The 24,802-nt window shown below is 43.9% G+C and carries 15 protein-coding genes and 1 riboswitch; of the genes, 8 read left to right on the top strand and 7 right to left on the bottom strand.

What is annotated here, in order from left to right; all coding sequences use genetic code 11:
* Window positions 1–186: 186 nt before the first annotated feature.
* From BMX95_RS24455 to BMX95_RS24425, 7 genes are all read left to right on the top strand, one after another.
* Window positions 187–861, top strand: a complete 675-nt coding sequence (locus BMX95_RS24455; protein ID WP_090519604.1) for a YiaD family glycine zipper/OmpA-like lipoprotein — start codon at window positions 187–189, stop codon at window positions 859–861.
* 63 nt (window positions 862–924) lie between these two features.
* Entirely contained in the window at window positions 925–1,584 is a 660-nt protein-coding gene (locus BMX95_RS24450) for a porin family protein (protein WP_081197197.1), read from the top strand.
* A 203-nt stretch (window positions 1,585–1,787) separates the two neighbouring features.
* The gene (locus BMX95_RS24445) at window positions 1,788–2,435 is read left to right on the top strand and encodes a porin family protein (RefSeq protein ID WP_081197198.1); all 648 of its coding nucleotides are present in this window, start codon (window positions 1,788–1,790) and stop codon (window positions 2,433–2,435) included.
* A gap of 86 nt (window positions 2,436–2,521) precedes the next feature.
* Complete coding sequence (locus BMX95_RS24440) at window positions 2,522–3,193, top strand: porin family protein (protein ID WP_081197199.1); 672 nt, start codon at window positions 2,522–2,524, stop codon at window positions 3,191–3,193.
* 69 nt (window positions 3,194–3,262) lie between these two features.
* Window positions 3,263–3,381, top strand: a riboswitch (SAM riboswitch).
* A gap of 252 nt (window positions 3,382–3,633) precedes the next feature.
* Window positions 3,634–4,818 (top strand): cystathionine gamma-synthase, encoded by a 1,185-nt coding sequence (locus BMX95_RS24435; RefSeq protein WP_081197306.1) that lies wholly within the window; start codon window positions 3,634–3,636, stop codon window positions 4,816–4,818.
* A gap of 50 nt (window positions 4,819–4,868) precedes the next feature.
* Window positions 4,869–5,321: a preQ(1) synthase gene (gene queF / locus BMX95_RS24430; protein WP_081197200.1), complete on the top strand. Its 453-nt coding sequence runs from the start codon at window positions 4,869–4,871 to the stop codon at window positions 5,319–5,321.
* Between the two features lie 57 nt (window positions 5,322–5,378).
* Window positions 5,379–6,635: a homoserine dehydrogenase gene (locus tag BMX95_RS24425; RefSeq protein ID WP_081197201.1), complete on the top strand. Its 1,257-nt coding sequence runs from the start codon at window positions 5,379–5,381 to the stop codon at window positions 6,633–6,635.
* Between the two features lie 138 nt (window positions 6,636–6,773).
* On the opposite strand, the gene thrC is transcribed toward BMX95_RS24425, so the two are convergent.
* Genes thrC through thrA form a run of 3 tightly spaced genes read right to left on the bottom strand, consistent with a single transcriptional unit; the run spans window position 6,774 to window position 11,544 of the window.
* Window positions 6,774–8,075, bottom strand: coding sequence for a threonine synthase (gene thrC / locus BMX95_RS24420; protein WP_081197202.1), 1,302 nt, complete (start codon window positions 8,073–8,075; stop codon window positions 6,774–6,776).
* Between the two features lie 37 nt (window positions 8,076–8,112).
* Window positions 8,113–9,051, bottom strand: coding sequence for a homoserine kinase (locus BMX95_RS24415; protein ID WP_081197203.1), 939 nt, complete (start codon window positions 9,049–9,051; stop codon window positions 8,113–8,115).
* 42 nt (window positions 9,052–9,093) lie between these two features.
* Window positions 9,094–11,544: a bifunctional aspartate kinase/homoserine dehydrogenase I gene (gene thrA / locus BMX95_RS24410; RefSeq protein ID WP_081197204.1), complete on the bottom strand. Its 2,451-nt coding sequence runs from the start codon at window positions 11,542–11,544 to the stop codon at window positions 9,094–9,096.
* Window positions 11,545–11,979: 435 nt separating this feature from the next.
* On the opposite strand from thrA, the gene BMX95_RS24405 reads away from it, so the two are divergent.
* Window positions 11,980–14,559 carry a phosphoenolpyruvate carboxylase gene (locus tag BMX95_RS24405; protein WP_081197205.1) on the top strand — a complete coding sequence of 860 codons (2,580 nt, stop codon included), beginning with the start codon at window positions 11,980–11,982 and terminating at the stop codon, window positions 14,557–14,559.
* Window positions 14,560–15,288: 729 nt separating this feature from the next.
* On the opposite strand, the gene BMX95_RS24400 is transcribed toward BMX95_RS24405, so the two are convergent.
* The 4 genes from BMX95_RS24400 to gltB form a co-directional block, all read right to left on the bottom strand.
* Window positions 15,289–16,359, bottom strand: a complete 1,071-nt coding sequence (locus BMX95_RS24400) for a porin (RefSeq protein ID WP_081197206.1) — start codon at window positions 16,357–16,359, stop codon at window positions 15,289–15,291.
* A 96-nt stretch (window positions 16,360–16,455) separates the two neighbouring features.
* Window positions 16,456–17,856, bottom strand: a complete 1,401-nt coding sequence (locus BMX95_RS24395) for an ammonium transporter (RefSeq protein ID WP_081197207.1) — start codon at window positions 17,854–17,856, stop codon at window positions 16,456–16,458.
* A gap of 426 nt (window positions 17,857–18,282) precedes the next feature.
* Entirely contained in the window at window positions 18,283–19,788 is a 1,506-nt protein-coding gene (locus tag BMX95_RS24390; protein ID WP_081197208.1) for a glutamate synthase subunit beta, read from the bottom strand.
* 46 nt (window positions 19,789–19,834) lie between these two features.
* The gene (gltB, locus tag BMX95_RS24385; RefSeq protein WP_081197209.1) at window positions 19,835–24,358 is read right to left on the bottom strand and encodes a glutamate synthase large subunit; all 4,524 of its coding nucleotides are present in this window, start codon (window positions 24,356–24,358) and stop codon (window positions 19,835–19,837) included.
* Window positions 24,359–24,802 lie beyond the last annotated feature (444 nt).

Below are 24,802 nucleotides of genomic sequence, written 5' to 3'. Positions count from 1 at the left end.
CATTAACCTGCGCGATATTACTAAATAATTTGTCAATGTTATACAACAAAAAAACAGTAGGAAAGTTGATAAAGCTTTAAGATATTTGCGCCTCATTTTCAACCTTATAGCTTATCGATTGTATTATGGTATACAATTTGAAAGCTGTGGGCTATCATTATCAAGTCTTTACTAAAACAATATAATATGAGATCAATCCAAAAAACCCTGACTAGTCTTGCAGCGGTGGCTATAATTTTAGCCGGTTGCAAAAGCATGAACAAAACCACTAAAGGAGCTATTATCGGAACTGCAGGCGGCGGCGCCGTAGGTGCTGTGATAGGTAAAGTTGCTGGTAATACCGCATTAGGCGCTGTTATTGGTGCTGCTGTAGGTGGCGCTACCGGTGCTGTTATTGGTCACAAAATGGACAAACAGGCAAAAGAAATTGAAAGCCAGGTACCTGGCGCTAAAGTTGATCGCGTAGGAGAAGGTATCGTTGTTGAATTCAGTGATAAAATATTATTTGCTACCAATCAGTTTACACTGAACGCGGCAGCTTCTACCAACCTCGATAAACTTGCTACGATTTTAAAAGGTTATCCTGACACGGACATCGAAATTCAGGGACATACTGACAGCCAGGGAGCAGATGATTACAACATGACATTATCTGAAAAAAGAGCTGCTTCTGTTGCTACCTACCTGAAAGGAAAAGGTATTGCCGCTGGCCGTATCAAAACAAAAGGTTTTGGTGAAACAGCACCTGTTGCCACAAACGATACAGAAGATGGCCGCGCTCAAAACCGTCGCGTTAACTTCCTGATCACTGCAAACGAAAAAATGAAAGCAGACGCTAAGAAAGAAGCAGCTAAACCATAAGCTTCTTTGTCTATACGCCATTAATTATTTATTTTATCAAACCTTCTAACTATTATTTAAGACATGAAAACTAAAGTTCTGTTGTTCGCCCTTGCTACCACTGTTTTTGCAATTGGTGCTAAAGCACAAGAAAAAACCACTTTTGGTGTACGTGCCGGTGTTAACTTTCAAAATGTGAATGGAGAAGATGCCTTCGGTAAAAAACTTGATAACAAAATAAAAACTGGTTTTAATATCGGTGTAAACGCCGAAATTCCACTGGTACCAGATTTTTATATCCAACCAGGTTTGTTGTTCACCACCAAAGGTGCCAAAACTGAAACCGGTCTTCCAAACACTGATGATATCAAGACTAACGTTTCTTATATTGAAATTCCCATTAACCTCCTGTACAAACCTGTATTAGGATCAGGAAAATTGTTATTGGGCTTTGGTCCTTACATTGGCATTGCTGTTGGAGGTAAAATTAAATCAGGTGACAAGGACATAGATATCAAGTTCGCCAATGATGTTAAATCTAATGATCCAGAGATCTTCAATACAATGAAACGTATGGACTTCGGTGGTAATTTGCTGGCTGGTTATGAATTAAGCAGCAAACTTTCTTTTCAGTTAAATGCTCAGTTAGGTATGAGCAACCTGGAGACAAAAGTGGATGGAAAAAAACTTGATTCTAAAAGAAAAAATACCGGTTTCGGTATTTCAGTAGGCTATCGCTTCTAACTAATAGATATAGCTTAATAGATATTTTAAAAAAACCATCCGCCAGTTGGCGGATGGTTTTTTTTGCTATATGACGATGTACATTTACAAAGAAACACCTATGCAATTTAAATGTAAGCATTACGTTATCTAGCGAGTTTTTTAAGGATATATTAGTAAAAATTCATGTTCTTATTCTCTAGTAAAACCACATCTATTATTTTATGAAATCAAAATTACTCTCGATCGTTCTGGCTACTACTGTTTTTGCATTTGGCGCTAAAGCACAAAATACAACGTTTGGTGTACGGGCTGGTTTTGGTCTTCAAAACCTCACAGGAAAAGATGCAAATGACAATAAATTGGATAACAAAATCAAAGGCACTATAAACATCGGCCTAAACGCTGAAATTCCTTTTGCAACCGATTTTTACATACAACCAGGATTGTTGTTCGCTACCAAAGGAGCAAAAGATAAAACCTTCCGGAAAGTAAATTATAGACTGTCTTACCTTGAAATCCCTATCAATCTTCTGTTCAAACCTGAGTTAGGTGATGGCAAATTATTATTGGGTTTTGGCCCCTATCTCGGTATTGCAGTAGGCGGTTCTTTTACAGACGGCGCTGGCAATAAATTTCAATACAAATTTGCTCACAAAGTAACTAAGGCTGAAAGCCTGTCAGCTTTTTATACAAGACGTACCGACATGGGTTTTAACTTTTTAGCAGGTTATGAACTCAGCAGCAAATTGTCATTCCAATTGAATGCACAACTGGGTCTGAAAAATATCAGTACAAAAGTTGAAGGCGAACCAAACTCGAAAGTCAACAACACCGGCTTTGGTGTTTCTGTAGGCTATCGCTTTAACTAATCACATACAACGATTTTGAATTAAAAGCTGTCCGCCTATGGCGGACAGCTTTTTTTATTTCATTATCTATCAAACCATAATTAACCATGAGTTCAAAAGTTCTTACACTTATTCTTGTCACTTGGTTTTTTGCGTTCACCGCCCATGCACAGGTATCTTTTGGCCTTAGAGCCGGCGTTAACCTGCAAAATATCAGTGGCAAAAACCTGAACGGAGCCGATCTTGAATATGATATTACAACCGGTTTTCATGTTGGCCTTAACGCTGAAATACACCTGGCTTCTGACTTTTATATTCAGCCAGGTATATTATACAGTTCAAAAGGAGCAAAAGGAGAAGATTATATTACCGGCAAAGAAGTAAAATGGGACCTGTCATATATTGAGCTTCCCGTTAACCTGTTATACAAACCATCTGTAGGATTAGGCAAATTATTACTGGGTTTTGGTCCGTATGTTGCCTATGCTGCAGGTGGCAGCGTAAAAAGAAAAGATGCAAAAGACGGTGAGATCGAATATAAGAATGATATAACCATTTCGCAAAATACAGCCGGCGCCCTTTCAGGAACCTACTATATGAAACGGTTGGACGTAGGTGGCAACATGCTAATTGGCTATGAGTTTGCAAAGAAAATATCTGTTCAACTGAATGCGCAACTGGGTATAACCGACATTAACTCCAGGATCAAGGATTACGCCAACGACGAAACAACATTCAAAAATACCTGCTTCGGTATTTCAGTAGGCTACCGTTTTTAAAAGAACATTATAAAAAGAAATTTGACAATTTGAATCCCGTCATTATCTTTGCACCAGTTCTTTACACATCGCTTATCAAGAAAGGCTGAGGGAAATGGCCCTATGAAGCCTTGACAACCTGCACGCTGGTTTGAAAAAACCGCTGTAAGGTGCCAACTCCATCCCGCGGAAGGCGGGACAGATAAGTCAGATAAAAGCTTCTACAATACTGAATTTCAACATATTGAAAGCTCTTCTGACTTACGGAAGAGCTTTTTTTATTTTATCTGCTGAAGCCTTGCGAAGGCGGATTGCCCTAACTCAGGGTAAGCAATAAACTATCTCCTCCTGTAAGAACTCCTCTTGATAAGTGCTGCCGCGAACAACTGTCTAAACAAATTAATCAAACGCTGCAACCAGGATCGATACCCGGTACAAGCTGCAGCAAAAAAATGTTTATCATGCAAGCGACAACACAACTCATTCACAGCATTCCTGTTGATCCACTGACCGGCGCCATATCCGTGCCTATTTATCAAACATCCACCTTTGTGCAGGATGCACCTGGTGTTAACAAAGGATACGACTATTCACGTACCAACAACCCTACCCGGGCTACGTTGGAAAACCTGATCGCTCAACTCGAAGGCGGACAGGTTGGCATTGCTTTCTCCAGCGGTCTGGCTGCCATCGATGCCGTTGCCAAACTATTACGTCCCGGCGATGAGATCGTTGCCGTAGATGACATTTACGGTGGTGCATACCGGCTATTTACCCAGGTATATCAACAATTCGGTGTTACCATCAACTTCGTTGATACTACCGATCCTGAAAAAGTGTTCAATGCTATCACACCCAACACAAAACTCATCTGGCTGGAAACACCCACCAACCCTACTTTAAAGATCAGCGATATTGAAGCCATTGCGCAGATCGCCAAAGCCAACCGGTGTTTACTTTGCGTGGATAACACTTTTGCTTCACCCGCATTACAACAACCTCTTTTGCTGGGAGCTGATATTGTAGTGCATTCTGCTACCAAGTACCTGGGCGGTCACAGCGACCTTATAGCCGGGCTTGTAGTAACCAAAGAAAAAGAGCTGGGTGATAAATTGAAATTCTATCAAAACGCGTGTGGCGCCATTCTGGCCCCATTCGATAGCTGGCTGGTGATCCGTGGTATTGAAACGTTGCATCTGCGGGTACAACAACACTGCCGCAGTGCGCAGGAAGTAGCTGAGTTCCTGCAACAACACCCCGCGGTAGATAAAGTCTATTATCCCGGGTTGAAAGACCATCCCAACCATGCCATTGCCAAAAAGCAAAGCAAAGGGTTTGGCGGTATTGTTTCTTTCACACTTAAACAAGACAATGCAGCAGCAGCTACTGCATTTGTAACCAATACGCAATTATTTAAACTGGCGGAAAGCCTGGGCGGTATCAAAAGCCTGGTTAGCCATTCTGCCAGCATGACGCATAAAACCATTCCGGCCGAAAAACGCCGCGCCGCTGGTGTTACCGACAGCCTGATACGCTTAAGTATTGGGTTGGAAGATGTCAGCGACCTGCTGCAAGACCTGCAACAGGCTTTGGAAAAAACCAATACCATTGTTAAAACCACTGCTAACGAAGCAGTTCCCTGTTAAGGAAAAGGAAAGTATATCCATTTCAAACAAAAAATTAAACACACAAAAACATGTCTGAACAAATATCCCGGGAACCTGTTAAAACATACAAAGATATTGATCGTAGTATCCTGAAACCTATACCCAACCCTACCGATCAGGCCTACGAGATCAAGATCAAAATTCCCGAGTTCACATTTTTGGGTGTAAAAGAACAACCTGACTTCGCTGTCATTTACTGTACGTTTTACCCCGGCAAAAAAATTATTGAATTAAAGTCGTTGAAGCACTACGTTTTCCAACTGCGCAACATTGTAGTGTCATATGAAAGACTGATCAACATTATTTATGATGATCTGGTTGCCGTGTATGAACCTTCCCGTTTGAGACTGGTAATGGTTTGCAATCCACGTGGTGGCATCAGTTCAAAACTGACCATCGATTCTGACTGGAAGATCCGTGGCGGGAAAGAACAGTTCAACGACTGGCAAATTGTTGAGGACGAATGGTCAGTGGAAATGTAAACAACAGCTACAGAAACTACATTTTTATAAAGTAAAAAATTGCAAATTAGTCAACATATGGACGCACACAAGTCACTCACAATTGGTTTATTTGGTTTTGGTGTAGTAGGTGAAGGTTTGTACAAAGTATTGCAACAAACGCCCTCACTGAAAGCCAGTATAAAAAAGGTCTGTATAAAGAACCCCGAAAAAAAACGCAATGCTCCTGACTCTTTGTTCACTACCGACAAAGACGATTTGCTGAATGATCCTGAGATCAACGTGATCGTGGAAGTGATCAATGAATCAGAACCAGCATTTGAAATAGTTTCCACCGCATTGAAGAATGGAAAAGACGTGGTAAGCGCCAGCAAAAAAATGATCGCTGAGCATTTACCTGAGTTGCTTGGTTTGCAAAAAACAACCGAGCGTTCTTTCCTCTATGAAGCGGCTGCCTGTGCTTCCATCCCTGTTATCCGCAACCTGGAAGAATATTACGATAACGACTTGTTACACTCCATAAAAGCTATTGTGAACGGATCTACCAACTTCATTCTTACCAAAATGTTTGAAGACAAGCTGGATTTCCAACAGGCTTTGTTACTGGCGCAACAATTGGGTTTTGCTGAAAGCGATCCTACATTGGATGTAGAAGGTTTTGATGCCGCCAATAAATGGAACTTCCTGCTCACCCATGCTTACGGTATTGTTATCCCACCCGACGCGCTGGTATTTAACGGCATTCAGAATATTCATGGCGGTGATGCTGTAGTAGCTGCTGAAAAACACAACGATATTAAACTGGTGGCCCAGGCAAAGAAACTGGAGAACGGAAAAGTGGCCGCCTTTGTATTACCCCAATTTATTAAACAGGAAGACCACCTGGCTTTTGTAAAGAACGAATACAATGGCGTAGTGATCGAGAGCGGTTTTGCCGACAAACAATTCTTCTATGGTAAAGGCGCTGGCAGTTTCCCTACTGCATCTGCTGTATTAAGCGATCTGTCGGCCCTGCGTTATCAATACAAATACGAATACAAGAAACTGTATCATCATAAACCCAATGAGCTTACCAACGACTTTTACATTCGTGTATATGTAAGCTTCGATGACTGGAAATACATTCCTAAAGAGAAATTTGAATGGATAGAAGAGTGGCATGCTGAAAGTGAGCGCAAATACCTGGTAGGTGTGCTGCATTTTAACGAACTGGCTCAAAACAGCTGGTGGCGCGAAAATAAAACTTCGCTTATCCTGGCTTCCGAAGCAGTGATTGAAGATGTAGAAGTGCGGAAATTAAAAAAGAAAAGCCTCGAACTGGCTGGGATCATTTAATAAGTAGAAACTGATCTAAAAAAAAGAAGGTGTCTTATATAAAAACACCTTCTTTTTTTTAAAAACTTAATGAAGTAAGAAATAGGAAGTATGAAATTCGCGAACTTCTTACTTCCTACTTCTTACCTCCTACCTCGCTTAATATTTCTTCAGCAAAGCTTCTTTCAACGCCTCATAATCCGGTGCTATCAAAGTACTTTGTTTGGTAAGTTTTAACTGATCCTGAATGGCGGCAGGTACCGGAACAGCTTCACCAATAACCGGTTCTACCACATCATAAAACTTCACAGGGTGTGCAGTCTCCAGGAACATTCCTTTATCACCTGCATGTTGTTGTAAATAGCGTTGCAAGGCCAGGTAGCCTACAGCGCCATGTGGATCGGGCAGGTATTTATACTGCTGATACACCTCTTTCAACACCGCTCTGGTTTCATCGTCTGTGATACTGTAACCAGTCAACACGGTTCGCAGATCACCCAGTTTATGATGGAACAATTCCAGTATGCGTACAAAATTGCTGGGATTGCCTACATCCATTGCATTAGAAATGGTGGCAATGGCTTTTTTCGGTTGGTAATCACCATTAGCCAAATACGAGGGCACCACTGCATTGGCGTTACAGGCTGCGATAAAATGTTTTACAGGCAAACCGGAAATATGTGCCAACAAACCTGCACAGATATTACCAAAGTTTCCGCTGGGCACCGAGATCACCGGTGCATTCTTCTTATCAGCCCATTGTTTCCATGCCAGTACATAATAGAACTGCTGCGGCAACCAGCGCGCTACATTGATGGAGTTGGCCGATGTAAGAAAGATCTTTTTAGTCAGTTCCTCATCAACAAAAGCCTGCTTTACCATCTGCTGGCAATCATCAAAGGTGCCGGTCACTTCCAGCGCATGAATATTCCTGCCTAACGTAGTCAATTGTTTTTCCTGTACTGAGCTCACTTTACCTGATGGATACAGGATCACTACTTCCACCCCGGGTACATCATAAAAGCCATGGGCAACTGCCCCACCCGTATCGCCTGAGGTGGCTACCAGCACTACTACTTTCTCACTGCGCTCATGTGCAAAATGGCCCAGGCAACGGCTCATAAACCGGGCGCCTACGTCTTTAAACGCCAGCGTTGGTCCATGAAAAAGCTCCAGTGACGAAATGCGGTCATTCACCGGCACCAGCGGAATGGGGAAATTGATGGTTTCTTTTACAATGTTTTGTAAAGCGGCATCAGCAATGGTTCCGGCCACATAGGGTTGTATAAGCCGGAAGGCGATCTCTTCATTGCTGTACTGTTCTATATTGTCAAAAAATGCCTTTTCGTGTACCGGAATCGTATGTGGGAAATACAATCCCTTATCAGGCGCCTGGCCTTTTATGGTGGCTTCCTTGAAATCTACATCGGGGGATTGCTTATTTAAACTGTAATACTTCATTGTAAATTCATTGAATCTTGAAAAGTGAATAATCAACCTATACCTCGCTAATCACCTTGGCCCCTTCATAATTGATCATCGTCACATACGTCTTGAACTCAATTCCCAGGCGGGTATATACATCGATCATTACATCTTCTACGCCTTTGGCAACATATTCTTCCCTGCTCAGCATAAAGATAGAAGGGCCTGAACCAGAGATACCGCCACCTAATGCCCCGGCGTCTTTGCTTTTCCTTTTCACATCATCAAAACCCGGAATAAGAATGCTGCGCACCGGTTCAATGATCACATCTTCGAGGGAACGGCCAATAAGATCATAGTCGTTCTTTAAAAAGCCGGCTACCAAACCGGCAATATTGCCCCATTGTTTGATCGCTGCTTTCAACTGCACCTCTTTACGCAATATTTGCCGGGCATCTGAAGTACGTACTTCAATTTGCGGATGTACCACTGTTACATACATCGGCGGCGCTGTCAATTGAACAATATTCAAAGGGAATATTGATTGTATAAGCGTTACACCACCATAGATACAGGGTGCAATATTATCGGCATGTTTTACCCCGGATGCTACTTTTTCTCCGTTCATGGCAAAACGAACCAGGTCTTCTTTGGTGAATGGGTTACCCAACAAATGGTTAGCCCCTACTACGGCACCTGCAGAACTGGCGGCGCTGGAGCCCAATCCGCTTCCTGGTTTTATCCGTTTATCGATGATCAGTTCAAAACCTACTTTCTCAGGGTATTCTTCCATTAAAGCCAGTAACGAAGCGCCGGCCACATTCTTCTCCGGTTCTACCGGTAAATCATAGCCGTCTGCATGTGATATCACAATACCAGGTTCTTCCCGCAACCGCATCGTCATTACATCCTGCGGTTGTTGTAATGCCATGCCCAACACATCAAACCCACAAACCAGATTAGCCACTGTTGCCGGTGCAAAAACCTGAACGCCCTTTAATTCTTTTGCCATTGTAATTCGTTTAACTAGTTTGATTCGTTAGACCTGTCTATATTAATGAGCAGCACGGATAATATCTGCAAATACCCCGGATGCAGTTACTTCAGCACCAGCGCCGGCACCTTTAACCACCAGCGGCTGATCGGGATAACGATTGGTATAGAACAACACCACATTATCCTTACCATACAGGTGGTAAAAATCAGACTGCGAGTCCACATGCAGCAAACCTACAGAGGCCTTTCCACCTTCATACCGGGCTACAAACTTCAACTTTTTACCTGCCGCTGCAGCCTGCTGGTATATTTCTTTGAAATGCTTTTCCTGCTTTTCCATTTCCTTGTAGAAATCATCTACACTTCCTACCATACACGAAGCCGGCATAAAGCTGTTATTGGTAATGGTTTCCATTTCAAGTTGTTCGCCTGCTTCCCGGGCCAGGATCATGATCTTGCGCATTACATCGGTGCCGCTCAGGTCAAGGCGGGGATCGGGTTCAGTATACCCTTCATCCTGCGCCTGCTTCACCACCTCGGCAAAGCTGCGGGTGCCGTCATAATTATTGAATACAAAGTTCAGGGTACCGCTCAACACCGCTTCAATGCGGGTAACCACATCACCACTGCGCATCAGGTCATTCAGGGTACCTATCACCGGCAAACCAGCTCCCACATTTGTTTCAAACAGGAAGAAGGCGTTGTATTCGCGTGCCAGGTCCTTCAGCTTTTTGTAATACTGGTAAGCTGATGAACAGGCCACTTTGTTACAGGCTACTACCGAAATGCTTTTGGCAAGTAACTGATCATACACCTGCGCCACATTTTCATTGGCAGTAACATCTACAAAAACGGAGTTACGCAGGTTTTTAGAACGAACGGTTTCTACAAATTTACCCAGATCGCTGCTTTCGCCTTGTTGCAGGTGTTCGCGCCAGCTATCCAGATCAATACCTTCATCACTGAAAACCATTTTTTTGCTGTTGGCCATACCTACAATGCGTACCTGCAAGCGCAGGTTCTGCTGCAGGTATTGCTGTTGTTGCTTCAACTGGGCCAGCAGTTTGCTGCCCACATTACCTGTTCCCGCTATAAACAGGTTTATTTGCTTATAAGTAGTTTCAAAAAAATCTTCGTGTAATACGTTGATGGCTTTTTTAACGTCTGCTGCTGCTATCACGGCTGAGATATTTCTTTCTGATGATCCTTGTGCTATGGCCCGGATGTTTACCCCGTTGCGGCCAATAGCGCCAAACATTTTACCACTGATACCGGGGTGACTTTTCATATTGTCACCAACCAGGGCAACAATAGCCAGCCCGGTCTCAACCCGCAGGGGTTCAACCCGGCCGGTTTCAATTTCGTAGGCAAATGTTTTGTCTACTGCCTGCCTGGCTTTATCAGCAAGGGCTTCGTCGATTCCCACACAAATGGAATGTTCAGAAGAGCCCTGGGTAATCAGGATCACATTAATGAAATCATTAGCCAGCGATTCAAACAAGCGGCGTGAGAAACCGGGGATCCCTATCATGCCGCTTCCTTCCAGACTCAGCAATGCAATTTTATTGATGCTGGAAATACCACGGATGTTATTTCCATTCTTATGTACATCATTCTCGATCACGGTTCCATGATCGTCCGGTGCAAATGTGTTTTTGATCCATACCGGAATGTTCTTACTCATTACCGGTTGAATGGTAGGCGGATAAATTACCTTGGCGCCAAAGTGCGACAGCTCCATGGCTTCCTGGTAAGAGATATGCGGTAATATTCTGGCATTGGGCACCAGTCGTGGATCGGCAGTCATCATGCCACTTACATCGGTCCATATTTCCAGGGTTTGTGCACTCACAGCACCGGCAATGATGGCAGCAGTATAATCGCTACCGCCACGGCCTAAAGTGGTGGTATTACCATGGGCATCGGCAGCTACAAAACCCGGCACAATAAACAAACGGGAAGCAGAAACCGAAAAGAAATTACTACAGAGCGCATTGGTAACAGCAAAATCTACTGCTGCACTTCCATAATGAGAATCGGTGCGGATCAGTTCGCGGGAATCGACCCAGGTATTTTCAATGCCCTGTGCATTCAAACGGGCGGCAATAATTTTAGAGGAAAGCAATTCGCCAAAACTAACAATGCGGTCTTTGGTGCGGGCACTCAGTTCACCCAATAAGAACACACCATTACAAATATCTTCAATTTCATTACAGCGTTGTTTTACCCAGCTTAATACACTGCTTTGCTGGGTTACCGGTATCAGTGCTTTTACAGCTTCCAGATGACGCTGCTCTACTTTCTGTAATAACTCTTTATAATTTTCATCGCCGGCTGCAGCCAAACCACCACTTTGCAACAATACATCGGTCACCCCGCCTAAAGCCGATACAACAACAATCGTTTTACTTTGTGGCATGCGTACCAAAACCTGCTGAACAATGCTGCTTACCTTATTCATATTCTCGGCATTTGCTACAGAAGTACCGCCGAACTTTAAAACCTGCATAACCTGAAATTAAATTGATTTGAAATTAGTTGAAATAACCTGATGCTTTCCTGATCGGGATTCTCTTTCTGAGAATTTGAAGGTAGATTAAACCCCAGTGGTAATATGGAAATGTACAACCCTTAACGGGTTGTTGTAATAGTGGTAGTTGTAGCTGTGGAAGCTACCGTGCCGGAGGAAAGAATGATATGTTGAAAAAGTACCACTATGTTATTTTCATGTGATCAAAGATAACACAAAAGTCTATAACATTTGTTAGTTTTTAAATTTATTTTGGCTACGAGCAATTTTCACCAATGTTTATTTAGATTTATTGAAAACAATTCAACAATTCGGTGCTCTCATTAAATTTTTTCTTGTACTTTCAATGCCCGATTATTGTTGCTGCTTGCTATATTTTTGCATTTTGCATTAATGCCATAAACTAGATATTACATGGATCATCAGTCAACGCGAGGACTGCAGCAATTTAAGAATTATGTAGGCATAAAATTTCAGCTCTACAACAGCCTGTTTACCTCGCTCCCGTTTCATCGAATTGAGAAAACCGGTATTCTGCTTTCATTGTTATTAAATAATTGTGAAGAGGGGTATAAGAAGAAGCAGAGCCCCATGCAGATCATCGATGAATTTTTTGAGAAGCATACTTCCTACATAAAGGAGCAGGATAAACTTGACCTGTTGTTCCGCTTTATTCAATATGTAGAGCGGCAGGTGGTTTTGTTCGATGCGCTGGAAGATGCCTCCTTCAAGGAAATTAACGACTTCAATGGCATCGGCACCTTAAAGTACCTGGCCGCCGATGTTATTCAGGAAGGCAAACAGGAAGAGCTGGCTAAAAAACTGGAAGATTTCTCCATAAGGCTGGTACTCACCGCCCACCCTACCCAGTTCTATCCCGGACCAGTATTGGGCATTATCCACGACCTGTCGAAAGCACTGGCAGAAAATAATACCAGCCAGATAAATATGTACCTGCAGCAGCTGGGCAAAACGCCTTTCTTCAAAAAGGAAAAACCCACGCCGTTCGATGAGGCAGTAAGCCTTATCTGGTACCTGGAAAATGTATTCTATAATGCAGCCGGCCGCATCATTACCTACCTGAACACCCAGTTCCCGCAAATGATCCCGGATACCAACCCGGTGATCACCATGGGCTTCTGGCCTGGTGGCGACCGCGACGGCAACCCGTTTGTCACCGTTGACACCACACTGAAAGTGGCAGATGCCCTGCGTGGCAGCATTATAAAATGTTATTACCTCGAAGTACGTAAGCTGAAAAGACGCCTTACCTTCAAAGGGGTTGATACCATTCTGGCAGATCTGGAAAAACAGTTATACGAAAACATCTTCATTCCAGGTCAGCGCACTTTCCTCAGCAAACAGGGCATCCTGGATGCATTGCAAAAAATAAGAGAAATACTAATCTACCAGCACAATGGGTTATTCCAGCACCTGGTAGATAACCTCATAAACAAAGTGCATGTATTCGGTTTGCACTTTGCATCGCTCGATGTTCGGCAGGATAGCAGCATTCACGGTAAAGTGCTGGAAGCAATTGCCGCCAAAACAGATATTCTTCCAAAGAACTACGCGGAGCTTTCGGAAGAAGAAAAGAAAAAGCTTTTATACAAAGCCAGTGGTGATATTGGCGGACATGTATTTGAAGATGGCATTGAAAAAGATACCCTGCTGAGCATTAAAGCCATTAAAGAAATTCAACAATACAATGGAGTTGAAGGCTGCAGCCGTTACATCATCAGCCAGTGCAACAGCGCACTGAACCTGCTGGAAGTATATGGGCTGTTTAAATTATGCGGCTGGAAAAACGAAGACCTCACCATCGACATCGTTCCCCTGTTTGAAACCATCGATGACCTGCAGGAAGCAGCTGACATCATGGAAGAGTTGTACGCGAATGAGATCTATCGCAAACACCTGCAAAAACGAAACAACCGTCAAACCATCATGCTTGGTTTTTCTGATGGCACCAAAGACGGCGGTTATTTGATGGCCAACTGGAGCATTTATAAAGCCAAAGAAAAGCTTACCAGCATTTCTGCAAAATATGGCATCGATGTGGTGTTCTTCGATGGCCGTGGCGGTCCGCCAGCACGCGGTGGTGGTAAAACCCATAAGTTCTATGCTTCTATGGGCAACAACATCAGCAATAAAGAAATTCAATTAACCATACAGGGTCAAACAGTTAGTTCCAACTTCGGCACCATCGACTCTGCTCAATTCAACATTGAGCAATTGCTGAATGCCGGTATTTCGAATGATGTATTAGCCGATAAAGACAAAACTTTATCAAAAGAGGAAGAAGAATTACTGGGTGAACTGGCCGAAGAAGGTTTGAAGTCTTACAATGAACTAAAGAACAACCCCGATTTCCTGAACTACCTGGCCCATGTAAGTCCACTGAAATTCTACAGCCAGACCAACATCGGCAGCCGGCCGGCCAAACGCGGTTCTTCAGCAAAGTTGTCGCTGAAAGACCTGCGAGCCATCCCCTTTGTGGGCGCCTGGAGCCAGTTAAAACAAAATGTAACCGGTTATTACGGCGTGGGCACTGCCTTACAGGCTATGGAGAAAAAGGGTAAATTAAACGATATAAAGAAGGTTTACCGCCATTCCATGTTTTTCAAAACACTGATGGATAACTGCGAAATGGCCATGAAAAAATGCTTCTTCCCATTAACGGAATACCTGGCGCAGGATCCCCGCTATGGCGAGATCTGGAACCAGATCTATAAAGAATATGAACTGACGCAACGGTATATTTTCTTATTGTCGGGCAAAAGTGAACTGATGGCTGATTACCCGGTTGAACAGTTGTCGGTGCAAATGCGGGAGCGCATTGTGTTGCCGCTGACCACCATTCAGCAATACGCCATGGCGCGTATTCGCCTGATGGAAGAGCAGAACGCCCAACCACAGCATAAAGAAATTTTCGAGAAACTGGTTATACGCAGTTCATTCGGTATTATCAACGCCGGAAGAAACTCTGCATAGTGAGTGGTGAGTGGTGAGTAGTGAGTGAACTGCTGCTATTTGAGCAATCATTCACTATTCACCTTTCATTTATCACCTACTCACAAAAAAGAAACGCACCCGGACGAAACGGATGCGTTTTTCTGATAACTAAAACAACGGTAATGAAAAAAAGCATTAAATACTATTTCATTATATTACCGCACAGCGTTTAGTTAGTTTTGGTTATAGGTGAAAATCCGAAATACTACCGGATCATTTACTGAATACTATTTTATTAGCATTTTCTAATTCCCAACACGCTTTTAGAGCTCTAATCACATTATAATTTATTACATACCAGGTATTCATCCCACACAGCCTAATATTTTAGACTTATATGCGCCTATCAGCCACCGCTATTCTCAAAAATACCATTTTTTAACGGCAACATGTAAATTATAATACATATAAAATAAAAAATAATATTTATTTGTCAGACTCCCTTCTATTCTTTCGCGTGGCCGGGAATCACTGTTCCTTTGCTCAAATTTCATCCATCCTCCATTCATCTTCCATTCATCCTCCATTGTTCTTCCATTCATCTTCCATTACAGGATGGAGAATGAACGGAGAAACGATGGAATAACAATGAAACCACCATGAAAAATGGATATCAGCTTAAGCGCTGGCCAGACAGTGAAAGCAGCCAATAAAAAAGGGTATCCGCCGTGGCGGATACCCCTATATGGAAGCTCGTTAGTTTTGGTTTTAGAAGTGCCAGGTAGCGGCCAACAGGAACGTACCTGTGCTTTTTACCCCTTCATTGGGGTTCTTAGCAAATATTGGGTCTTTTGAACTGTCTAATCTGAATTCAGGAATGATGGTCAGGTTTTCGATATGAATATTGCCCGATAAGGTGGCAGCCATTACACTGGTACCTAAACCGGCAGCAGAAGAAAATCCTGATACCGCATTCTTATCATCGAAATACTCACCACGCAGGGTTAAGCCAAACACACTGGAAGGATCAACATTTAAATAAACAGCAGATCCCCACCAGCTGTCGCCGCTGCTTTTGCCATTGGGCTTAATAGACTGTACCGTGCCATTATAACCAACGCTGAATTTATCGCTCAGGGTAGCGGTAGCTACCAGGTCAACCTGGTTAATGGTGTTTTCTGCCATGTCTTTACCGCCCTGGTAGTTGAGGTAGGCTTTAAATTTGCCATCGGCGGCGGTTTTACTTATTTGTGCTATTGCCATTTTCTTGGCAAAACTGGCGGTCACATTGTCGGTTGGATTGGCCACACCCGCCATAAAACCCCAGCTGCCGGCAGTGTATTCAGCCTTTAAACCGGTATGAAAGAAGGGACCGAACGAGAACATGTACGACATGCTGTAGTTGCGGTTCAAATAGGCATCCACCACTTCGTAACCGATATGTGTAGCCCATTTTCCCATAGTGAACTTTAATTTATCAGAAGCAGCTACTGAAATATACGCCTGCTTGATAGCTGTTCCCAGCCCGCTGCTTTTTTCATTGTAAGAAAACTCTTCTGCCCTTCTGCCAAAACCCAGATCAACCACTCCCGTAACTTTACCGGTGGTATATTCAGCTTTTACCGATGCCATCCCCAATTCAAATGAATTATGTGAATTGGTAAAGCTGGTGTAATTATTCAGATAGCCGGAATCTTTGGCATTATGAAAATTATAGCGATAATATGCGTCAACGGAACCAGTAATATTCAGTGTACTTTTTTTCGTAGAGTCTTGCGCTTCAACATAAGAACCCAGGGCCATGCTAAAAATGGCCAATGAAGAAATTTTTCTTAACATTGCAGTTAGATTTTAAGTGTTAATGAAAAGGGTACGGTGGTAGGAACCGGGCTTGTGTCAGAAGCCCGATCTTATTATTAGCTGTACCTTTTTCTTTTAGAACTCAGCTGCTTTTTCTACCAGTTTACCATTCTCACCATTTACCAGCAAAGTCCCTTGCAAATATTTCTCATTGTGTTGGGTTTCATCCAGACCCAGTTCTTCTTCTTCTTCAGTAACACGTAAAGGAAGTACGTAGTTGATGAATTTGAATATGCCGTAGGAAACTGCAAAGCTGTATACAACTACTATGGCCATCGCCTTAAACTGTGTAAAGAAGAAGGAAGGATTGCCATAGAACAGACCCTGAGGACCGTCTTTAATGCCGTGTGCCAGCTGGTTGGCAAATACACCGGTAAGCAACATACCTACCATACCGCCAATACCGTGACAAGGGAATACATCGAGCGCATCATCCAATGTGGATTTTTGTTTGATACCAACTGCTATGTTAGAGACTAAAGCGCCTACAACACCAATTATGATACTTTGAGGAATGCCTACAAAACCAGCGGCAGGGGTAATAGCTACCAGACCTACCACCGCACCGATACAAAAACCGAGTACGGAAGGTTTTTTACCTTTTACCACATCAAAGAACATCCAGGCCAAACCAGCTGCAGCAGCGGCGGTATTAGTTGTTCCGAAGGCATTTACAGCCAGGCCGGAAGCACCTACAGCAGAACCGGCATTGAAACCGAACCAGCCGAACCAAAGTAAACCTGTACCGATCAAAACGTAAGGCACGTTGGCGGCAGGTGTTTCCTGATGCGCCATGTGCGTTTTTCTACGTTTCAAAACCAGGGCACCAGCCAGGGCAGCACAACCAGCAGTAATATGCACCACAGTACCACCTGCAAAGTCCCAAACACCCATTTTAGCCAGGAAGCCGTTTGGATGCCATGACCAGTGTGCTACAGGAGCATAAACCAGCAAGCTGAACAATACAATAAACAATATATAGGAGGTAAACCGTATACGTTCAGCCACAGCACCTACAACCAGACCGGGTGTAATGATGGCGAACATCAGTTGAAACAGGGCAAACAAACCGAGAGGAATTGTGGGAGCAAGCGGCCAGGCAGCGCCTGATTTAACTCCTTTGAAGAAAAGATAAGTGGAAGGATTACCAATAAATCCACCAATTGAGTCACCAAAACTCAAGCTAAAACCTACAGTGATCCAAAGTACGCCAACCACACCGGCGGCAACCACACTCTTGATCATGGTGGAGATTACGTTTTTGCGGTGCACCATACCGCCATAGAAGAAAGCCAGGCCAGGTGTCATTAAAAACACCAATGCCGTTGAAACCAGCACCCAGGCAATATCTGCTGTGCTATAAGGGGTTTCAGTAGCGCCCGGAACGTGATCCGCTTCGGGTGCGATAAACATGGCAGCCAGGGCTACAACCACCAATACCAGGAACGGCATTACATTTTTAAATGACAGTTTCATTGTTTTCCGTTGTTTAGTTTAGATAATGATATTATTAAAATAAAGCATTTAATAATATTACACCGAAAATATTCATTTTTTAACATAAAACCTGACCTATTACTTACATTTTAATATTTATAATACATATCTTATTTATCTTTTATTCATGTCATAACTTATTGCTGTCCCATTCTTTAAATGAACCGACGTTTTGAAAATAAAAACACCATCCTTTTTGGATGGTGTTCAAAAAATGACAGTCTTTTGCCACAAATTGCGAAAAATATGCCTTTAACCATTAATAATCCAAAATTAACAGCCAAAACAGGCAGAAAACAAGCTTTGCTATAAACAAATCATCACATGCAAATATTTTACATGTATCTAAATTAAAAAAGGCCCTGACGGAATCGCCAGGGCCTTTAAAAATGTGATTTTTTAACCTTATATCGCTAATACAATATTCTGGTCTTTGCTTTCCAGGTAAGAAACGCCTTCATTCAGGAATTCGTCTACCTTACGCGCAGCCTCCCGGCCTTCGCTGATAGCCCATACTACCAGGCTTTGACCGCGGCGCATGTCACCAGCTACAAACACTTTATTGATGCTTGTTTTATATTCTTTTTCAGTAGCCCGAACATTACCACGGCTATCCAGGTCAACTCCCAGCTCGTTTAATAACCCTTCGTGCTGCGGATGTACAAAACCCATGGCCAGCAATGCCAGCTCACAGGGCAGCTCCCGCTCCGATCCTGGTCTTTCAACAAACTGTGCCGGTTTGCCGTCCTCAGTTACCTGCCACTCCAGGTCAACTACCTTCAGTGCTTTCAGGTTACCTTTCTTGTCACCTACAAACTCCTTGGTAGCAACGGCCCAATGGCGATTGGCGCCCTCTTCATGTGAAGAAGAGGTTTTCAGGATCATAGGGAAACTGGGCCACGGCATAAATTCTGTACGCCCTTCTGGCGGTTTGGGCAACAGCTCAAACTGGGTAACTGATTTTGCTTTATGACGGTTGCTGGTACCAACACAGTCGCTGCCGGTATCACCACCACCAATTACCACTACATTCTTATCGGTAGCTAATAAATTTTCGCTGAAAATATTGCTTTCGATGCTCGCATTCGCCAACGGATCGATCCCTGCATTGCGTTTGTTCTGTTGCTTCAGGAACTGCATAGCATAATAAACGCCTTTCAGTTCACGGCCGGGAATTTTCAGATCACGGGGAACTGTTGAACCACCAGCCAGTACAATAGCATGGTATTCGCGCAACAGGTCGTTGATGCGAACATTCACGCCCACGTTGGCATGGCAGCGGAAAGTAACACCTTCCTCTTCCATCAACTTTATTCTTCTGTCAATTACCCATTTCTCCAGTTTGAAATCAGGTATGCCATAACGTAACAAACCACCTGGCGCATCATCGCGCTCGAACACGGTTACCGAGTGACCTGCATAGTTCAACTGCGCAGCAGCAGCCAAACCAGCGGGGCCAGAGCCTATTACAGCTACTTTTTTACCCGTACGTACGTGTGGTTTGCGTGGTTTTACAAATCCTTTTTCAAAAGCTATTTCTATAATATGCTTTTCTATTTCTTCGATAGTAATAGCCGGTTGATTAATACCCAGTACACAGGCGCTTTCGCAGGGCGCAGGGCATATACGGCCGGTAAACTCCGGAAAGTTATTGGTTGAGGTAAGAATATCATAGGCTTCCTGCCAGCTCTTGCGGTACACCGCATCATTAAACTCCGGGATCACATTACCCAGCGGGCATCCGCTGTGGCAAAAAGGAACCCCGCAATTCATACAACGTGCTGATTGCTGGTTCAGCTTTTCATCGCTGTAACGCTCAACAAATTCATTGTAATCTTTTAACCTGTCCTCTACTGGTTTTTTACCTGGCAACTCCCTGGTAAATTCTAAAAAACCCGTTGGTTTACCCATTTTCTATTTTCAGTTTATCGATTCTAGTTAATTGTTTTGGTTGGCCTTACTTCTTTCTGGCACTTTGTTTCACTTTGCTTTTTTCCTGCAACGCTTTCTTGTAATCTGTCGGGAACACTTTAACGAAGTTCTTCAGTTGGTTCTCGAAATCGTCCAATACAAAACGTGCTACGGCACTGCCAGTATAGGCATAGTGGCGGGTGATCATATCGTTCAGCGCCTGTGCATCTTCTGCAGTCAGCGGATCGAGGTCAACCATTTCTTTATTGCAAAGTGTAGCGAATTGTTGTTTCACATCGTACACATAAGCAATACCACCACTCATACCGGCTGCAAAGTTGCGGCCTGTGGCGCCGAGGATCACTACGCGTCCGCCGGTCATGTATTCACAACCGTGATCGCCTACTCCTTCTACTACTACTTCGGCACCTGAGTTACGAACACCAAAACGTTCACCGGCTTTACCCCTGATATAGGCTTCACCAGATGTTGCGCCATAGAAAGCTACGTTACCAATGATGATGTTTTCTTCCGGCACATAGCTGGATTGTTTTGGCGGATATACGATCAGCTTGGCGCCACTCAATCCTTTACCAAAATAGTCGTTGGCATCACCTTCCAGTTCAAGGGTTACCCCTTTTGCATTGAAGGCACCAAAGCTTTGTCCGGCAGTACCATTGAAATTGAAGTGAATGGTATCATCAGGTAATCCTTCGCCCTTATATTTTTTCGAGATCTCGTTCGATAAGATTGTACCAATGGTTCTGTCGGTATTCTTAACCGGGAAGGAAGCTGAAATACGTTCCAGTTTGTCGAGTGCCGGTTGTGCGGCCTTCAACAGTTTCCAGTCCAATACATCGGCAATGCCATGGTCTTGTTCTTCCTGTTTGTATAAACCAGTATATTGACCAGTAGGTTCTTTATATAAAACCGGGCTCAGATCGAGCTTGCTGGTTTTCCAGTGTGTGATGCCTTCGCGCATTTCGAGGCAATCAACCTGTCCAACCATTTCATTGATAGAACGGAAGCCCAGTTCAGCCATGATCTCACGCAGGTCCTGTACCAGGAACTGGAAGAAGTTCACCACGTGATCGGCGTTACCTGAAAAGCGTTTGCGTAATTCAGGGTCCTGTGTAGCCACCCCAACCGGACAGGTATTCAGGTGACATTTACGCATCATGATACAACCTTCAACAACGAGGGCTGCGGTTGCAACGCCCCACTCTTCTGCCCCCAGTAAGGTAGCAATGGCAATATCACGACCGGTTTTCATCTGGCCATCGGCCTGTACCGTAACGCGGCTGCGTAATTTATTTTTCACCAGTGTCTGATGGGTTTCGGCCAGGCCTAACTCCCATGGTAAACCGGCATGTTTTATTGAACTGATTGGTGAAGCACCTGTACCACCATCAAAACCTGAGATCAACACTACATCGGCCTTGGCTTTGGCCACACCGGCTGCAATGGTACCTACACCTGCTTTTGAAACCAGCTTCACGTTGATGCGTGCGGCGCGGTTACTGTTCTTCAGATCAAAGATCAGCTGTGCCAGGTCCTCGATAGAATAAATATCGTGGTGTGGTGGCGGCGAGATCAAACCTACACCTGGTGTTGAGTGACGGGTTTTACCAATCCAGTCATCTACTTTGTGACCAGGTAACTGACCACCTTCACCGGGTTTTGCACCCTGTGCCATTTTGATCTGCAGTTCATCGGCTTCAGTCAGGTAATAACTGGTTACACCAAAGCGGGCACTCGCTACCTGTTTGATAGCACTGCGCATGCTGTCGCCGTTTGGCAATGGCGTATAACGGGCTTCGTCTTCACCCCCTTCACCGGTATTGCTTTTTGCCCCTATGCGGTTCATGGCAATAGCCAGGGTGGTGTGCGCTTCCCATGAAATAGAACCAAAGCTCATAGCGCCCGTTGCAAAGCGTTTCAAAATGCTTTCAGCCGATTCCACTTCATCGATAGCAATGGAAGGTCTGTTCACTTTGAACTTGAACATACTGCGCAGGGTGGCAGCTTTCTCACTCTGATCATTTACCGCTTTTGCATATTTCTTATACGTATTATAATCGTTCATCCGGGTTGCGTATTGCAACAGGTGGATAGTAGTTGGGTTAAACAGGTGGAACTCGCCTTTACGTTTCCATTGGTAAACACCGCCTGCTGGTAAACGATCAACCGGAATGTCTTTACGGCTGAATGCAAACCAATGTTTGGCCAGTGCTTCTTTAGCCAGCTCATCGAGGCCTATACCTTCAATGCGGCTAACGGCACCAGTGAAACATTTTTCTACGAGGTCTTTGTTTAAACCAAGGATCTCAAAGATCTGGGCGCCCTGGTATGATTGCAGGGTTGAGATACCCATTTTAGAGAACACTTTCAGCAACCCGTCGCAAACTGCTTTGATATAATTCTTACGCAGTTGGTCCCAGGTAAGATCTGTTTGCAGTGTGTTGTTCACTTTCATGTTGCGGATGGTTGCCAGCGCCAGGTAAGGGTTGATGGCGGTAGCACCAAAGCCTAACAAGCAGGCAAAGTGGTGTACTTCCCAAACATCACCGGCTTCTACCACAATACCTACTTTACCACGCAAACCTTTGCGGATAAGATAGTGGTGTACTGCAGCGGTTGCCAGCAGGGAAGGAATAGCAGCGTGATCAGAATCTACTGCGCGGTCGCACAGGATCAACACTTCAAATCCATCGTGCACGGCGTCTTCTGCATAGCGGCAAAGTCTGTCCAATCCTTTCTTTAATGAACCGGGTTTGCCATCTGCTCTGAAATACGTTTGCAGGGTTTTAGCCTGGAAGATACCGGTATCGATACTGCGCAGCTTTTCCAGTTCGGTGCTGGTGAGTATCGGATGTTTTAATGCTACAGTATGGCAATGTTTGGGATCTTCTAATAATAAGTTGTCGTTATTTCCAACAAAGGTAGCCAGGCTCATTACCATTCTTTCACGAATGGGGTCAATGGGCGGATTGGTAACCTGTGCGAATAATTGTTTGAAGTAAGAAGATAGGTGTTGAGGCTGATCGCTCAATACAGCCAGTGGCGTATCGGTACCCATTGAACCGATTGGTTCTTTACCATCAACAGCCATTGGGGTGATGATATCATCGATGTCTTCTGTTGAATAACCCAACGCTTTCTGGTATTTCAGAATGGAAGCGTCTGACAGGTGGGTGAAAGCAACACGGGGTTCATCCAGTTCTTCCAAACGGATCTTGTATTGATTCAACCAGTCGCCATATGGTTTGCGTGAGCAGATATCATTTTTCAGCTCTTCATCGCTGATGATGCGGCCCTGTTCCATATCAACCACGAACATTTTACCGGGTTGCAGGCGCCCTTTTTCTATAATGATAGCGGGATCTACTGGTAATGCACCTGTTTCTGATGCCATGATCACGCGGTCATCGTTGGTAACACAATATCTTGAAGGACGAAGACCATTTCTGTCGAGGGTAGCTCCAATGATCTTTCCATCGGTGAAGGAGATAGAAGCGGGACCATCCCATGGTTCCATGATAGAAGCATGGAATTCGTAGAATGCTTTTTTCAACGGATCCATTTGGTCGTTGCCATCCCATGCTTCCGGGATCAACATCATCATTACGTGTGGTAACGGACGACCGGTCAGTGCCAGCAGCTCGATCATGTTATCCAAACAGGCTGAATCACTCTGGCCTTCGGAAACGATCGGCAGCAATATTTCCATTTCTTCATTGGTAAAGAAAGGTGAAGTAAAGCCATGTTCGCTGGTCTTTAACCAGTTCAGGTTACCTTGCAGCGTATTTATTTCCCCGTTATGGGCCATGAAGCGAAAAGGCTGTGCCAATTTCCAGCTGGGGAAGGTGTTAGTGGCGAAGCGGGAGTGTACCAGGCCAAAAGCAGAAACCATTCTCTTATTGCTAAGATCATTGAAATAACCACGAACCTGGTTACTGGTTAACTGTCCTTTGTAAATAACGGTTTTGTAAGAAAGCGATGCAATATAAAAACCGATCGCGTCTTTCTTAACCGTGTTGTTTATAGTATGGCTGGCGTAATTGCGCAGCACAAATAATTTGCGTTCAAAGTCAATGGGGTTGTTGATGTGGTCAGGACAGGCGATAAATACCTGTTCCATTTCAGGCTCCACACTCAATGCTGAGGGACCAATGCCATCGGGATTTACGGGTACCTTTCGGTAAACCAGAATTTCCAGCCCTAATTTCTCGGCGGCGCGATTGAAGATATCGCGGCACTCTTCACGTAAACGGATCTCGCGGGGGAAAAATATCACCCCAACACCGTAGCGGCCAAAGGCAGGCAAATGAACGCCCAGCTTCAGGCACTCGTCGAAAAAGAACTCGTGAGGGTTTTGGATCATAATACCGGCACCATCGCCCGTATTAGCTTCACAGCCGCAGGCACCCCGATGCTCCATATTTTCCAATATGGTTAATGCATCACTGATGTTCTGGTGGCTTTTGTGCCCCTTAATGTTTGCTACGAATCCAATGCCGCAGGCATCACGCTCAAAGGAAGGATGGTATAAACCCAGGTTACTTGCCATGAAAATGCATAGTTTTTTGAAAAATATTCAATTAAAAGTCAGTTTCTCTCTAAATCGTTTAATTATATAGCAAGCAAGCGATTGAAATTACGAAAAAAACTGCTTATTGCCCGGAGTTTATGCAATTTTTTTCACAAAATAACTATCTCTACTTATTAAGTTTTTATGATCCCTGCAATACTATTTAGCGACAAAAGCGTCAACATACATGACAAATAATAACTTTCTATTGTTTACCAGCGGGGTAGACTGACGGGCAGGATGCAGCAGGACAGTTCAGGCGGCTTCCCCCAACACCAAAAAACCAGCGCTAATAATTTATAGCAGAAATTCTTTCCCATAAAACTGTTTTCCCAATGGATTTTAACATCCCGGATACAGTGTAGCATACTGGTTGAATGAAGTGTAGTACAAACTATTACAAAACCTGTAGTTAAAAAACAT

The sequence above is a fragment of the Niastella yeongjuensis genome (genome assembly GCF_900110245.1).
GTDB lineage: Bacteria > Bacteroidota > Bacteroidia > Chitinophagales > Chitinophagaceae > Niastella > Niastella yeongjuensis.
The sequence above is the reverse complement of the archived record's forward strand: the minus strand, read 5'-3'. Positions and strand labels throughout refer to the sequence as shown.

Excerpts from the sequence above, each read along its gene's own strand:
- BMX95_RS24455 (WP_090519604.1), top strand. The coding sequence starts at position 187 with ATGAGATCAATCCAAAAAACCCTGACTAGTCTTGCAGCGGTGGCTATA.
- BMX95_RS24450 (WP_081197197.1), top strand. The coding sequence starts at position 925 with ATGAAAACTAAAGTTCTGTTGTTCGCCCTTGCTACCACTGTTTTTGCA.
- BMX95_RS24445 (WP_081197198.1), top strand. The coding sequence starts at position 1,788 with ATGAAATCAAAATTACTCTCGATCGTTCTGGCTACTACTGTTTTTGCA.
- BMX95_RS24440 (WP_081197199.1), top strand. The coding sequence starts at position 2,522 with ATGAGTTCAAAAGTTCTTACACTTATTCTTGTCACTTGGTTTTTTGCG.
- BMX95_RS24435 (WP_081197306.1), top strand. The coding sequence starts at position 3,634 with ATGCAAGCGACAACACAACTCATTCACAGCATTCCTGTTGATCCACTG.
- queF (WP_081197200.1), top strand. The coding sequence starts at position 4,869 with ATGTCTGAACAAATATCCCGGGAACCTGTTAAAACATACAAAGATATT.
- BMX95_RS24425 (WP_081197201.1), top strand. The coding sequence starts at position 5,379 with ATGGACGCACACAAGTCACTCACAATTGGTTTATTTGGTTTTGGTGTA.
- thrC (WP_081197202.1), bottom strand. The coding sequence starts at position 8,075 with ATGAAGTATTACAGTTTAAATAAGCAATCCCCCGATGTAGATTTCAAG.
- BMX95_RS24415 (WP_081197203.1), bottom strand. The coding sequence starts at position 9,051 with ATGGCAAAAGAATTAAAGGGCGTTCAGGTTTTTGCACCGGCAACAGTG.
- thrA (WP_081197204.1), bottom strand. The coding sequence starts at position 11,544 with ATGCAGGTTTTAAAGTTCGGCGGTACTTCTGTAGCAAATGCCGAGAAT.
- BMX95_RS24405 (WP_081197205.1), top strand. The coding sequence starts at position 11,980 with ATGGATCATCAGTCAACGCGAGGACTGCAGCAATTTAAGAATTATGTA.
- BMX95_RS24400 (WP_081197206.1), bottom strand. The coding sequence starts at position 16,359 with ATGTTAAGAAAAATTTCTTCATTGGCCATTTTTAGCATGGCCCTGGGT.
- BMX95_RS24395 (WP_081197207.1), bottom strand. The coding sequence starts at position 17,856 with ATGAAACTGTCATTTAAAAATGTAATGCCGTTCCTGGTATTGGTGGTT.
- BMX95_RS24390 (WP_081197208.1), bottom strand. The coding sequence starts at position 19,788 with ATGGGTAAACCAACGGGTTTTTTAGAATTTACCAGGGAGTTGCCAGGT.
- gltB (WP_081197209.1), bottom strand. The coding sequence starts at position 24,358 with ATGGCAAGTAACCTGGGTTTATACCATCCTTCCTTTGAGCGTGATGCC.